The sequence below is a fragment of the Shewanella sp. 10N.286.48.B5 genome (genome assembly GCF_002874355.2).
Taxonomy (GTDB): Bacteria; Pseudomonadota; Gammaproteobacteria; order Enterobacterales; family Shewanellaceae; genus Shewanella.
The window spans coordinates 322,245-335,971 of record NZ_MCVG02000001.1 but is presented as its reverse complement, the minus strand read 5'-3'; the positions used below and the strand labels follow the sequence as shown (position 1 = coordinate 335,971).

12 protein-coding genes are annotated in these 13,727 nt (G+C 42.7%); 2 read left to right on the top strand and 10 right to left on the bottom strand.

What is annotated here, in order from left to right:
- The 10 genes from BCU57_RS01455 to BCU57_RS01410 all read right to left on the bottom strand — a co-directional run bounded on the left by BCU57_RS01455 (nucleotide 1) and on the right by BCU57_RS01410 (nucleotide 10,501).
- Nucleotides 1–480 carry a TlpA family protein disulfide reductase gene (locus BCU57_RS01455; protein WP_102440588.1) on the bottom strand — a complete coding sequence of 160 codons (480 nt, stop codon included), beginning with the start codon at nucleotides 478–480 and terminating at the stop codon, nucleotides 1–3.
- Between the two features lie 333 nt (nucleotides 481–813).
- Nucleotides 814–1,380, bottom strand: a complete 567-nt coding sequence (locus tag BCU57_RS01450) for a cytochrome b/b6 domain-containing protein (RefSeq protein ID WP_157936137.1) — start codon at nucleotides 1,378–1,380, stop codon at nucleotides 814–816.
- 242 nt (nucleotides 1,381–1,622) lie between these two features.
- Entirely contained in the window at nucleotides 1,623–3,089 is a 1,467-nt protein-coding gene (gene der / locus BCU57_RS01445) for a ribosome biogenesis GTPase Der (RefSeq protein WP_076542701.1), read from the bottom strand.
- 79 nt (nucleotides 3,090–3,168) lie between these two features.
- Nucleotides 3,169–4,356 carry an outer membrane protein assembly factor BamB gene (gene bamB, locus BCU57_RS01440; RefSeq protein ID WP_076542699.1) on the bottom strand — a complete coding sequence of 396 codons (1,188 nt, stop codon included), beginning with the start codon at nucleotides 4,354–4,356 and terminating at the stop codon, nucleotides 3,169–3,171.
- 12 nt (nucleotides 4,357–4,368) lie between these two features.
- The gene (locus tag BCU57_RS01435; protein WP_076542697.1) at nucleotides 4,369–4,986 is read right to left on the bottom strand and encodes a tetratricopeptide repeat protein; all 618 of its coding nucleotides are present in this window, start codon (nucleotides 4,984–4,986) and stop codon (nucleotides 4,369–4,371) included.
- 52 nt (nucleotides 4,987–5,038) lie between these two features.
- Nucleotides 5,039–6,313 (bottom strand): histidine--tRNA ligase, encoded by a 1,275-nt coding sequence (gene hisS, locus BCU57_RS01430; RefSeq protein WP_102440590.1) that lies wholly within the window; start codon nucleotides 6,311–6,313, stop codon nucleotides 5,039–5,041.
- Nucleotides 6,314–6,411: 98 nt separating this feature from the next.
- Nucleotides 6,412–7,527: a flavodoxin-dependent (E)-4-hydroxy-3-methylbut-2-enyl-diphosphate synthase gene (ispG, locus tag BCU57_RS01425; RefSeq protein WP_076542693.1), complete on the bottom strand. Its 1,116-nt coding sequence runs from the start codon at nucleotides 7,525–7,527 to the stop codon at nucleotides 6,412–6,414.
- 52 nt (nucleotides 7,528–7,579) lie between these two features.
- The gene (locus BCU57_RS01420; RefSeq protein WP_102440591.1) at nucleotides 7,580–8,563 is read right to left on the bottom strand and encodes a RodZ domain-containing protein; all 984 of its coding nucleotides are present in this window, start codon (nucleotides 8,561–8,563) and stop codon (nucleotides 7,580–7,582) included.
- Entirely contained in the window at nucleotides 8,563–9,345 is a 783-nt protein-coding gene (pilW, locus tag BCU57_RS01415) for a type IV pilus biogenesis/stability protein PilW (RefSeq protein WP_102440592.1), read from the bottom strand. Before pilW ends, BCU57_RS01420 begins: the two co-directional genes overlap by 1 nt.
- Before the next feature lie 34 nt (nucleotides 9,346–9,379).
- On the bottom strand, nucleotides 9,380–10,501 hold the full coding sequence (locus BCU57_RS01410; protein ID WP_076542685.1) for a bifunctional tRNA (adenosine(37)-C2)-methyltransferase TrmG/ribosomal RNA large subunit methyltransferase RlmN: 1,122 nt from the start codon (nucleotides 10,499–10,501) through the stop codon (nucleotides 9,380–9,382).
- A 159-nt stretch (nucleotides 10,502–10,660) separates the two neighbouring features.
- Between BCU57_RS01410 and BCU57_RS01405 the strand changes: the two genes are divergently transcribed.
- On the top strand, nucleotides 10,661–11,743 hold the full coding sequence (locus tag BCU57_RS01405; protein WP_102440593.1) for a CNNM domain-containing protein: 1,083 nt from the start codon (nucleotides 10,661–10,663) through the stop codon (nucleotides 11,741–11,743).
- Between the two features lie 209 nt (nucleotides 11,744–11,952).
- Nucleotides 11,953–13,713: a bifunctional metallophosphatase/5'-nucleotidase gene (locus BCU57_RS01400; RefSeq protein ID WP_102440594.1), complete on the top strand. Its 1,761-nt coding sequence runs from the start codon at nucleotides 11,953–11,955 to the stop codon at nucleotides 13,711–13,713.
- Nucleotides 13,714–13,727: the final 14 nt, after the last annotated feature.

Sequence of the window (13,727 nt, the reverse complement as noted above, 5' to 3'; positions counted from 1 at the left end):
TTATTCCTTTAATAACAGTTGAATTTCATGTTCGTAAGCAGGCTTGTTCTTGTCAAAAAAACCAACATGACGCTGAACTAATTCGCCTTGGCGGTTAAATAAATAGCTACTTGGCATACCAGGTAAATCAAACTCCCTTGCCACATCCCCTTCTGGATTAAAGCGTAAATTAAAATTAGCGGGGATTTTAGTGAGGAACTCATGGGCTAACTCAGTATCAACATCAAGATTGATAGCAACCACTTCAAAGCCTTGCTGCTGGTATTTGGCCTGCATCTGGTTCATCCAAGGAAAAGACTTTCGACATGGACCGCACCATGATGCCCAAAAATCCACATACACCACCTTGCCAGCAAACTCTTTCAAGCTAGTTTCGGTGCCATCTTTGGTTAGTACAGTATGCTCAAGTGAAGGCGCGGCAAATAATGGGCCGCTAAAGGCCAATGTGAGTAACAAACTCGCTAGTAATGATCGCTTCATGGAGTCTCGCTTTGTTAGTTTTAATTTTTGAGGAGTCATGAATGACTAATTTTTAATGATTCAATATCATCTAAGTTAAATCTTCAATCTTAAGGTTTTATTAAGCATTGTGACGAGTTAGTTTAACAGAGTGTTAAGTTGGAGAGTTAAATAGGTAAAGATTAACCCGTTAACAAGGTCTGACGAGTATAGGATAGCGAACAAGAGTTGGTTAATGAGGACTAATAATCACCGCGCTAGCACTAACGCCATGACGCGGTCTTGAAGCAATAGCTAGAACAACCGCTGATACGCTGCTCAATAGGCTTAGTTCAACACAACTGGTGACTTTGTTTACCCGCCGATGATTCTCGAGACTAAGCCCTTATCGTGGGTAAATTCGGCCAGTATTATTCCGGCCAAATGCAAACTGATAAACGGAATAAAATACCACAAGGCAAGTTTATGCACGGTTTCAGCTTGGTGTTCAATTGACTCTGGCCCAAATTCAATCAACAAGCCTGTGGAGACCGATAACGCAATACCCAGATAAAATAGCCAATATACCCACGCTTGAAATTTTTCACGGCCGCTAGCCTGTTTACTGAATGCGCTAGGGTATTGTAAACCGCATTTTGCCATATAGATAAAGCGCAGCGACACAAAAACAGCCACCGCATAACCAAAATATAGGTGCCACTGGAACATCACATTACGGATACTTTTAGCAATGATGACGGCTTGTTTATCGCTGATGAGTAAATCAAGCGGCAATAGCCCTTGTTGGATCATCTCTGCCATATGATTTTTCTCCATCCAGCCTAAACGCAGTAAGATGGTTAACAGCATCACCAACATCGACAACGCAAGCCCCCAATGCAGAAGACGATGGATAGCAGGGAAATGGCTGTGAGTACTCATAAAAACCTCAGCGATTGAAAGTGAATGATTATTATAAGAGGTAAAACTTAACATTTGCTTATGCTAGATCATTGAGCGTTTCACCTTACCAAGCCAATAACATTCAATAACCTCGGTTCAAACACCTCGGTTCAAACTCCTCAGTTCAAACTCCTCAGTTCAAACACCAGTAAATCAGAGACATAAAAAAACCTGAATCACTTTGCAGTCATTCAGGTTTTGCTTAACTCACAGAAAATAATTTATTTTTTGCGGCTATTAATGTGGCTCATTGCGCGTTTACGGCGACGCTCTTGACTAATGGTTAGCTTTTCATGGCGGCCTTCAAATGGATTAGCTCCCTCTTGAAAGCGCATTTGAATTGGCGTACCCACAACTTTCAATGAACGACGGAAGTAGTTCATCATGTAGCGCTTGTATGAATCAGGTAACTTACTTACCTGATTACCATGCACCACAACGATTGGTGGGTTATAACCACCAGCATGGGCATACTTAAGCTTCACTCGGCGACCATGTACTAATGGTGGCTGATGATCATCTTGTGACATTTGCATAACGCGGGTCAGCATTGAAGTACTTACGCGGCGCGTTGCACTGTCATAGGCTTCTTCAATTGACTCGTATAAATGACCAACACCTGTGCCATGAAGCGCTGAAATAAAGTGAATGCGGGCAAAGTCGATAAAGCCTAAGCGGCGATCTAACTCACTTTTAACGCTTTCTTTAAATGCTTGGTCAAGACCATCCCATTTATTCACAGCAAGTACAATTGCACGACCAGCATTAAGCGCAAAACCAAGCAAACCAAGATCTTGCTCTGTAATACCGTCTTGAGCGTCGATCACTAACAAGACAACGTTAGAATCTTCAACTGCTTTCAGGGTTTTAATCACTGAAAACTTCTCAATAACTTCATGTACTTTCGCGCGGCGACGCACACCAGCAGTATCAATTAATACGTATTGACGACCTTCACGTTCCATTGGAATGTAAATACTGTCACGAGTCGTACCTGGTGCATCATAAACAACCACACGCTCTTCACCTAAAATACGGTTAGTTAGCGTTGATTTACCTACGTTAGGCTTACCAATAATAGCAAGCTTAATCGGTAAGTTTTGCAGGCGCTCTTGTTCAGCTTCGGCTTCTTCTTCAGTGTACTCACGTACATCTTCAACTTCTTCACCGTCTTCTTGGCGAGTAATACCCATAGCTTCAGCATAAGGCGCTAAAGAGTATTCAATCATATTGGTAACACCGCGACCTTGCGCAGCTGCCATTTGATAAACTTCACCTAAACCTAATGACCAAAACTCAGCACAGGCTGAATCAGCATCAATACCATCAACTTTGTTAGCAACAACAAAGGTAGTTTTATCACGGCTACGTAAATGCTCAGCAATCGCTAAATCAGCTGCTGTTAAGCCTGCACGAGCATCAGTTAAAAATAGCACCACATCTGCTTCTTCAATCGCCGCTAGCGATTGTTCAGCCATCTTAGTTTCAATCCCTTCTTCAGTGCCATCGATACCACCAGTATCAACCACAATGAATTCATAACCAGCTAAAAACGCACGTCCATATTTACGGTCACGAGTTAAACCAGGAAAATCGGCGACAAGCGCATCTCTTGTGCGAGTAAGGCGATTAAATAAAGTTGACTTACCAACATTAGGTCGCCCCACAAGGGCCACTACAGGGATCATGATTTTGCCTCTAAAAACTTTAAAATAAAAAGCCCCCGGAACACACTTCCAGGGGCTCTAATAAGGTTTGCTATTCAATTTATGGCAGTACAATCGTCGCGATTTTGCCGCTACGACCTTGCACATAAATTTTATCTCCAACCACTACTGGTTGTGAGAATAAACCATCACTATCAACCTCAACACGTCCAGCGACTTCGCCAGAGTTGCGGTCAATAAAATGTAAGTAACCTTCAAAGTCACCTACAACAATATAAGAGCCTATAACGGCAGGTGAAGTTAAACTACGATTCATTAACGTAGAGTTACTCCATAATTCAAGACCGTTACGTCTATCTACTGAATAAATTCGGCTGTGGTCATCGACTAAGTATAGTCCAACCCCTGCTGTCGCTAATTCATTGAAGCTTGAATACTTACGCGTCCATACAACACGACCCGTTCTTAGCTCCATAGACACTAAGTTACCATTGTAACTTACCGCGTATAAATTATCGCCCAAAATTAACGGTGTCATGTCCACATCGGCCATACGAGTAAACTCGTTACCACCGGTTGGGTTAAATACCGCCTGCTCCCAAGCCACTTGTCCATTGTTTTTGACAATAACCGCTATTTTACCATCAGCAGTGCCAAGGAAGAAACCACCTGAATCATAAGCTGCTGAGCTAGTGCCGCGTAGCGTTAGATTTGGCAGTTGCATCTCATGGGTCCACAGTTTAGCACCGTCATCAATATCAAATGCTTCAAAGTTACCATCACTGGTATGCACGCCAACTGAATCTTCAGACACAGTTGGAGCCGATAACAGCTCACCGCTTGCAACTGCTGACCATACGGTCTCACCGGTTTGAGCATCTAATGCCACCAATAAACCAGACTCGCCGCCAATAAAGACTTTATTACGGCCAGCGGTAACGCCTGCGGCAATGCGTGCCTCTTTCGTTTTCGCCAGCTCAGTATGTTTAAATTCTGAAGCTAAGTCTTTACGCCAAGCCACTTTGCCTGTTGCTTCTTCAAAGGCGACGACCTCACCGTTGCGATCGGCCACATATACATGGTCATATCGAATAGCCGGTTTAAGTTGAGAATAAAAGTCACCGACTCCCCCCCCAACCTTGGCATGCCAGTTAACTTCTGGAAAAACAGTTGCTTGAATTTCAGTTAGTTCAGTAACAACTTCTTCTTCATTATCATTTGAAGAACAAGCAGATAGCAATGCGACGCTTAAGCCCGCTGCTAGCAAAGTTTTGCATAAAGACTTCATTCGGCTAATTCCTTATGCCTTGTTTAAATTGTCTAGCTTCATTTGTAATGCAGGACTGGTTAACGAACCGCCGTTATCAACAGCAGCTTGGTAAGCTGAACGTGCACTATCCATGTCACCTTGACGCACAAGTAAATCGCCTTTTAACTCATCACGTTGAGCATTAAATGCTTCATCGGTAATTTGCTCTAATGTAGCAATTGCAGTGCCGATGTTACCTTGCTCTGCTTGCACGCGAGATAGACGTAACGTCGCTAAAGACTCTAAAGCAGCACCCGGTTTTGCAGCAATGATTTTAGTAAAAGCCGCTTCTGCTTTATCTAACTCGCCTGCATCGACAGCAGCTTTAGCTGACATGAGTTCAAGCAAGGCTTGGTAACCTTTTTGATCGTGCTGTGCACCAAACTCAGCGATAGCTGCTTGTACTGCACTGCTGTCGCTGTTAGCAGTAATGCGTTGAAATGCTTCTGATGCAGCTTCCGATTTTTCAATTTTTACGTCAGAGTAATAATTCCAACCGTACAATCCACCTAGACCTACGACTGCACCCACAATGATTGAGCTGCCGTAATCTTTCCAGAACTGCTTAATAGCATCTACTTGTTGTTCTTCTGTGCTATAAATTTCCACGCGCACTTCCCCTTTCTATTCAGTTCTGTTTTTTATTAGCTAAGGGCTAATATTAAAATAATGATTTTATCGTAGTCGCCAACTCTTCTCGGGCAACTAAAAGTTGTTCGTTCTTATTTCTCAGTGGCTTAATTGCAACTTGGTTATTGGCAATTTCGTTTTCACCAATGATCAGGGCGTACTGCGCACCGCTTTTATCAGCACGTTTCATCTGCTTTTTAAAGTTACCGCCGCCACAATGACTCATGACTTTAAGCGCTGGCAGGCTTTGACGCAACTCTTGGGCAATTTTAATTGCTTCAACTAAGCAGTTTTCGCCCATTGCCGTGACATAAACATCGACAACTGGCGCGACATCTTTATCAAGCTCAAGGGTTTGCAGTAGTAAGACAATACGCTCAAGTCCCATTGCAAAACCTACTGCAGGGGTATCTTTACCACCCAATTGACCAACCAGACCATCATAACGACCACCAGCAAGTACCGTTCCTTGAGAGCCTAAGCTATCCGTTACCCACTCAAAAACGGTGCGGTTATAGTAATCTAAACCACGCACAAGACGAGGATTAATTGTGTATTGGATGCCGACAGCGTCTAAGAGTTCACATAAGGTTGAAAAATGTGTTTTTGATTCTTCACCTAAATAATCCATTAACTCTGGCGCATCAGCTAGCAAGGCTTGAACCTGTGGCGATTTAGAATCCAATACTCGTAGCGGGTTTGAATACATACGGCGCTGTGAGTCTTCATCTAATTGCTCTTTGTGCTGCTCTAAAAATGCAATTAATGCATCACGGTAAGTAGCACGTTCAGCAGGATCACCTAAGGTATTAAGTTCCAGTTTAACGTGGTCTTTAATGCCAAATGAATCCCATAATCTTGCAGATAACATCAATACTTCCGCATCAATGTCCGCACTTGCAATGCCGTACACTTCAACACCAAATTGGTGGAATTGACGGTAACGACCTTTTTGAGGACGTTCATGACGGAACATAGGTCCCATGTACCATAAACGTTGCTCTTGGTTGTAAAGTAAACCATGCTCATTTCCCGCACGAACAGTCGATGCTGTGCCTTCTGGGCGCAATGTTAAACTGTCTTCATTGCGATCAGCAAAGGTATACATTTCTTTTTCAACGATATCGGTGACTTCACCAATTGAGCGCTTGAATAAATCAGTACTTTCAACAATAGGAGTACGGATTTCACTGTAACCATAGGCACTAACAGTAGAGCGAATAACCGCTTCGACTTGTTGCCATAAAGGGCTTTGAGTTGGCAGAATGTCGTTCATTCCACGGATTGCTTGGATCTGTTTTGCCACGTTTAATTCGCCTAATTTTTAGCTAATTAATTAATCATATGCCTTACACAAAAAAACACCTACCACTGCTGGTAAGTGTGTTTTTATCTAAAACTAACTTATTCTGTTGCGTCTTTGATATCGATTCGGTTTTGCATTATCGCTGCTTTTGCGCGAATTTTTGCTTCCAGTGAATCCACTATATTGTTGTTATCAAAGCGCTCTTTTTGACGTTTACCGTCATCATAATAACCACTTTTTCCGTGGCTACCGGTTAAACCAATATCTGAAACTAACGCTTCACCTGGGCCATTGACCACACAGCCGATAATCGACACATCCATTGGGGTGGTGATATCTTCAAGGCGCATTTCTAACGCATTGACAGTGTTAATCACATCAAACTCTTGGCGTGAACAAGACGGACAGGCAATAAAGTTAATGCCGCGGCTGCGAATACGTAATGATTTTAAGATATCAAAACCGACTTTAATTTCTTCGACTGGATCTGCCGCTAATGAGATACGTAAAGTATCACCAATACCTTCAGCCAGTAACATGCCTAAGCCCACTGCTGATTTAACCGAACCCGCACGAGCGCCGCCTGCTTCAGTAATGCCTAAATGCAATGGCTGCTTAATTTGCTTGGCGAGTAAACGGTATGATTCAACCGCTAAAAATACGTCTGAAGCTTTTACACTGACTTTAAACTGGTCAAAGTTTAGACGGTCTAAAATATCCACATGACGCATGGCTGATTCAAGCAATGCTTCTGGTGTTGGCTCATGATACTTGTCCATCAGATCTTTTTCTAATGAACCGCCATTAACACCAATGCGAATTGGAATATTTTTATCACGCGCACATTCAACTACATTGCGAATACGTTCTTCATTACCAATGTTGCCGGGGTTAATCCGCAAACAATCAACACCGTATTCAGCCACTTTAAGTGCGATACGGTAATCAAAATGAATATCGGCAACTAAAGGTACACTAACGCGCTGCTTGATAAGCTTAAACGCTTCAGCGGCATCCATTGTTGGTACTGAGACTCGCACTATGTCTGCACCGACTTTTTCAAGGGCCAAAATTTGTGCAACTGTGGCGTCGACATCAGTGGTTTTAGTATTTGTCATCGATTGCACCGCAATTGGTGCACCATCGCCGATCGGAACATCCCCTACATAAATGCGGCTAGAAGGACGGCGGATGATTGGAGATTCGTTATACATAATCTGTTGCTCTACTACTTACCAAAATTGAGTTAACACTAAGCTTTAAAGACTAGGCTTTAGGCAGGGTTAACTTGGCCACACGGTCAGAAAACTCAGCAAGGCTGACATTTTCATTATTAAAGCTCATGGTGACAACTTGCGGCGCACCCAATATCACTTTAAAAGGTGCCTTGCCGGTGACTTCAACGACTCTAGCTGAGCCCTTAACGCCATCAACCAATGTTTTACCATCGGCATCGATAATGTTAACCCAGCAATCATCACTAAAGCTAAGCGATATAGTATCAGTTTCAATCACATCAGCAGTGGTTACTGCAGTATCAACTGCAGCTGTTATTGCTGGTGACACAGCAACAGAGTCAAGTGTGTCAGTCGCCGTTGCTGGCTTAATAACACGGTTACTCTCCTGAACATTACTGCTCACTTGAACTGCGTCATCGTTTTGACTTTGTGCTGAGATTACCTCGCTGGCAACGGGTTCCCGATAAGCCAGTTTAGGATCGATTTCTGGCTCTAATAAGTCTTGTGTTTGCTGCGCCACATTAGCAGCTGCGACTTCTTCTGCTGTCGGCTTTGATAAATCAACTCCCGTTAGCATTGAGTCTTTTTGTACCCACCACAACAATAATAGCGCAAGTAATATCGCTACGATGAGATAAGTAACTAAGGTGAGACGGCTGTCACGGGCTTCGCGGGTAGTTTTGCGAGAAAAGCTTTGCATAGCAGCAGTTTCATCAGGAAGTTGCTGGGCTAAACATTGTTGAACGGCATTAACATCTGCTTCAACGTACTTGGCAAAGTTTTTAGCGTAGCCGCGGGCATAGGTTGCTGAAGCAATATTATCAAAAATATCATTTTCAATATCTTCAATAACACTGGGACGCAAATGCAGCTGTAATGCCACAGCATCTATCGAGACACCCTTTTTTTCGCGGGCAGTGCGTAGCAGCATACCCGCTGTTGAAACAGTTTCGAGTAATTCAGCTTGCTCGAGATTATTATCTGTTTCTATCTCTGTAATTTTATTTGTCATTAATGCAAATTAGCCCTGTATTCTTTCGCTTGTTCTGAAGCAGGATATTTGGCAATTAAAGTAATTCCGTAGCGTTTTACCGCTTCATCATCCGCTAACTCACGGGAAATTTTAATACCTAATGCTAAGCTTTCTGGTGTTTGTTGTGCCACACGGTGAAGACGCGTTAAATTCGCTTTAGCGGCTTGATAATCATTTTCTACTATCGCAAGCTCAATCAATTCTTTCAAGGTTGATTGTCGTCTTGGATCATATCGCAGCGCATCTTCAAAATAATCCTTGGCTTTTTCGGTGTCACCTGCAGACATACTACACACGCCTAAGTTTTCGTAGCTTGAAGCGGTGCGAGTGTATTGTTTGGTTTCAATCGCGGCTAATAGCATTTCTTCAGCTTGTGCGAATTTATCTTGCTGGCAAAGAAACACGCCAAAGTTATTTTTCGCATCACCACCTGCATCTGGCGCGGCAATGGCTTTACGGTAAGCCGCCTCTGTACGTACAGTATCACCTACCGTTTGGTAATAATACGCCATCGCGATATGCACTGAACTTAACTGCGGTGCATATTCAACCGCACGATTTAAATTAAATTTAGCTTGTTCAATATTGCCTCGATTTAAATAAGTCAGTCCCAGCTGCATTCGCTCAATAGCTGCGGCTTGCTTATCTAAGGTTCTTTCGGCAACAGGAATATCAGTACCGCTATAAGTTCGCTCAGTGACACAACCCGTTAGAGGTAATGCCATCGCGACTACAATCAAAAACTTTGGCAATCCATGCATATTCCAACGCCTATTAATCTATACAAACAATGAGTTAATCCATTGTGACCGAAATCTGATTTTGTTGCATTTGTTTTTTTGCTAAACGTTTAGTGCGATCACGAATATCACCGGCTAATTGTCCACAAGCCGCATCAATATCATCACCACGGGTTTTACGCACAATAACCGTTAAGCCGTATTCCATTAATACTTTAGAAAAACGGTCAATTCTAGAATTAGAAGAGCGACCATATGGCGAACCAGGATAAGGATTAAACGGAATTAAGTTAATCTTACACGGCGTGTCTTTCATTAGCTTGGCTAATTCATGGGCTTGATCTGTACTGTCATTGATATGATCAAGCATCACGTATTCGACTGTAACACGTCCGCGGTTAGCATTGGACTTTTCTAGGTAACGACGAATCCCAGCTAAAAATTCTTCTAGCGGGTATTTCTTGTTTACCGGCACCAATACATCACGCAGCTCATCATTTGGCGCATGAATACTCACCGCTAAAGCCACATCGATCACGTCACCTAATTTGTCTAACGCAGGCACGACACCTGAAGTCGATAAGGTCACACGACGCTTAGACAGACTAAAACCAAAGTCATCTAACATGATGTCCATTGCAGGGATCACATTGGCTAAGTTTAATAGTGGCTCACCCATTCCCATCATAACAACGTTAGTGATTGGACGATCGCCAGTGTCTTTATGGAAACCTAAAAATTCTGATACACGCCATACTTGACCGATGATTTCAGCCACTGAGAGGTTACGGTTGAAGCCTTGCTGCCCTGTTGAGCAGAAAGTACATTCCAATGCACAGCCCACTTGTGATGATACACACAGGGTTGCACGGTCTTCTTCAGGGATGTAAACAGTCTCGACTTCTTGGCCTTGACCAACATTGATCGCAAACTTAATGGTCCCATCAGATGACTTTTGAAAGCTAGCAATCTCAGGGGCAACAATTTCACACTTTCGAGCTAACTTAGCGCGCAGTGCCTTGTTAATATTGTTCATTTCTTCGAAGTCGCTAACACCAAAGTGATAAAGCCATTTCATCAATTGATCGGCTCGGAACGGTTTTTCGCCCATTTCTGCGAATAGCGCTCTCATCGATTTTCGATCAAGATCCAATAAATTGATCTTTTTTTCACTCATGTTGTGTAACCTCAAAAAACCTAAAACTTGCTTGCGGGCGGCGAATTATACAGATCCTAACAAAATTTGGCTATAGAAGTAGCAACAAAGCTTAGAGACTATGCTAGAATTTCCTCGGACTAATATTGGTCTGCCATTTGGAGGTGTAATTCCACCTTTATGATAACCCTTATCATTATAGTATTTATCGCCATTGCAATCTCTTTTCTTTGTAGTGTATTTGAGGCGGTACTACTGTCTGTTACGCCTAGTTATATTGCCACTTTGGCTAAAACGAATCGTAAAGCTGCCGATCGGCTTAATAAACAGAAAGAAAACGTGGAATCACCACTGGTTTCTATCCTGACTCTCAACACCATTTCCCATACCGTAGGCGCAGCTGTTGCTGGTGCTCAAGCGGCAAAGGTCTTTGGCGATGAAATGCTAGGGGTATTTTCCGGGGTACTGACCTTTCTCATCTTATTTTTCTCAGAAATCATTCCTAAAACCTTAGGTGCAAACTATTGGCGTTCATTAGCGCCATCAGTGTCGCTAGTTTTAGTGTGGTTAGAGCGTATTACCAAACCACTAATCTGGATGTCTTCAAAAGTCACCAAATTAATGGGTAAAGGCGACGAAGGGCAGTATATTCGTCAAGAAATGAGTGCGATGGCCGAAATTGGGCGACAATCAGGTGAACTTGATAAACAAGAGTCTGCCATTTTAACGCAAATGTTATCGGTTAAAGAAATGCCCGTTTCAGCGATTATGACACCGCGAACCGTGATGTTTAAATTACCGGTGACTCTGACCCAAGGGCAATTTGTGCAGCAGTTTTTAGCTAAACCCTTTACCCGTATTCCTGTATATGAAGACGACCCTGATAATATTATTGGTTATGTTAACCGTAATAATATCATTCAAGCAGAACGTTACACCCAGAAAGAATCCATTGGTGTATTGAAGAAAAACCTGCTGGTTATTCCTGAAACCGCCAAGATTTTACCGATATTTGAATTGATGATTAAGCGAAATACTAAAATCGCTATGATTGTCGATGAGTATGGTTCTGGTGAAGGTATTGTCACCTTAGAAGATATTGTTGAGTCTTTACTGGGACTAGAAATTGTCGATTCAAACGATCCTGTCACCGATATGCAGCAATTAGCGCGTAAATTGTGGAGTAGCCGCATGAAGCATAAAGGCATTGTATTATCTGATGACGGTGAGTTTACCAAGCAATCTCAAACCCCACCGCAATAATACTCTAGCTTTATAGCTATAGATTTAAGGGAGCTTAAGCTCCCTTTTTAATTTAGTTAATATAACCACAGCCTTGGTTTAACGGCTATGCATTAGCAGCAACTAAAGTAAACAACGACTAAAGTAAACAGCTACAAAAATCAGTCACCCATTAAGTTCATTAAACGCCGGATCAGGAACAGCCTCCTTTTTCTGTATTAGAGTAAAAGATGCCCAATAACTATCGCCTTAGCCTTGCTCATATTAACGATACTCATTCTAATTTTGAGCCTAGCAGTGTTCAATTTTCCTTATCGGTCGAGCAACAGCATTATCACGTCAACACGAAAACAGGTGGCTACGCCCGTTTAGGCCATCAAATTGAATCAGCAAGGCAACAAGCTGCTCAACATAACCATGAGTTTTTGTTTTTGCATGGCGGCGATAGCTTTCAAGGCACCTTATATTTTAGAGAATTTCAAGGCGCGGCTAACGCGCACCTACTCAATATGCTCAAACCCGATGCTATGGTGTTAGGTAATCATGAAATAGATGCAGGTAATAGCCCAGTACTGGCTTTTTTAAATCGTATCGAATTTCCGGTGTTAGCTGGCAATATGGATCTCAGCCAAGAGTTAACCGATAAAGAAGGCCGCCTAAGTGGTCACCCTATGCTTTATGATTACGACAATCAGACCCAATGTGCCAAGGTGCTAGTTAAGCCGTTTTATGATACTCACATCGCCATTGTCGGGATTACGCTGGATCAGATGCCGCTGATTGCTCGCCCCGATCCTGATACCCATTTTATCAATGCCATTGACACGACGGCTAATACCATTGCCAGTCTGCAGCAGCAAGGCATACAGCATATTATTGTCCTCAGCCATTTAGGGCTAGATCAAGACCGAGAGTTAGCAGAAAAAGTATCTGGGATCAGCGTCATAGTTGGTGGGCACTCACATACCTTACAAGGTCAATTCGATGAACTAGGTCTTAGCCACACTCCCTATGCTGAGCGGGTAAATAACACCCCTATCATCCATGCCAGTAAATACGCTGAAGTCTTAGGCTTAGCTAATATCACTTTTGATCGCTCTGGCGCCTGTATTGCCATAAATGGTAATAACTACTTTATGATTGATGATGAATTAGAAGTGCTGTTTAATCCTAAGCAAGATAATCAGCTTACTAACCTCAATACTTTGCCCACAGAGCAGCAAATAAATAGCGTAAAAACCAAGCTTATCAGCCACCCTGCTATCCGTGGTGATCAGGCCTGTGAAAGCATTCATAACACTATAATGGAGCAATACCGCCCAGCGCTAAATGCGCTAGAAGAGCAAGTGCTTGCTTACATACCCCATGATTTCATTCATACCCGTTTACCCAGTAAGCACTTTCCCCATGGCAGTGAAATTGCCCCTTGGGTTTGTAGAAGTATGTTTAAAGCCACTAAGCATTCAGGTGAAAAACTCGATTTTGCCTTACATAATGCCGGTGGCGTTCGGCAGTCATTAAATAAAGGCAGCTTATCAATGGCGGATGTATTAGGGCGGATTTTGCCTTTTGAGTTGCCATTAGTGAAATATCAAATTCAAGGCAAATACCTTTATGAAGTGCTGGAGTCGGCCATTAATGCCGCCACCAATAATGGGGTAACTGGCACTGGCGCTGGTAGCTTCCCCTACACTTATGGTATCCGCTATTTCTATGATGGCACCTTAGCGATGCATCAACGTATTACCTCCGTTGAGTTATATCAAGACGGTTTATGGTCGGCAATTGATCCTGAAAAGCTCTATATTGGGGTGTCTTCGGCCTATACCGCCTTAGGTAAAGAAGGTTATGACGCATTACTAAAAGCCCATTGGCAACAAGACTTAGATACCATGACGTTACCTGAAGCCTTTGTTGATTTTGTTACCCAGCATGGAAACTTAATCGAAAACCCATTACAGCCTAATGTTTACTATATTAGCCACAGGTAATATTGAGTTTAAAT

Excerpts from the sequence above, each read along its gene's own strand:
- BCU57_RS01400 (WP_102440594.1), top strand. The coding sequence starts at position 11,953 with ATGCCCAATAACTATCGCCTTAGCCTTGCTCATATTAACGATACTCAT.
- der (WP_076542701.1), bottom strand. The coding sequence starts at position 3,089 with ATGATCCCTGTAGTGGCCCTTGTGGGGCGACCTAATGTTGGTAAGTCA.
- BCU57_RS01410 (WP_076542685.1), bottom strand. The coding sequence starts at position 10,501 with ATGAGTGAAAAAAAGATCAATTTATTGGATCTTGATCGAAAATCGATG.
- BCU57_RS01450 (WP_157936137.1), bottom strand. The coding sequence starts at position 1,380 with ATGAGTACTCACAGCCATTTCCCTGCTATCCATCGTCTTCTGCATTGG.
- BCU57_RS01455 (WP_102440588.1), bottom strand. The coding sequence starts at position 480 with ATGAAGCGATCATTACTAGCGAGTTTGTTACTCACATTGGCCTTTAGC.
- ispG (WP_076542693.1), bottom strand. The coding sequence starts at position 7,527 with ATGTATAACGAATCTCCAATCATCCGCCGTCCTTCTAGCCGCATTTAT.
- pilW (WP_102440592.1), bottom strand. The coding sequence starts at position 9,345 with ATGCATGGATTGCCAAAGTTTTTGATTGTAGTCGCGATGGCATTACCT.
- bamB (WP_076542699.1), bottom strand. The coding sequence starts at position 4,356 with ATGAAGTCTTTATGCAAAACTTTGCTAGCAGCGGGCTTAAGCGTCGCA.
- BCU57_RS01405 (WP_102440593.1), top strand. The coding sequence starts at position 10,661 with ATGATAACCCTTATCATTATAGTATTTATCGCCATTGCAATCTCTTTT.
- BCU57_RS01420 (WP_102440591.1), bottom strand. The coding sequence starts at position 8,563 with ATGACAAATAAAATTACAGAGATAGAAACAGATAATAATCTCGAGCAA.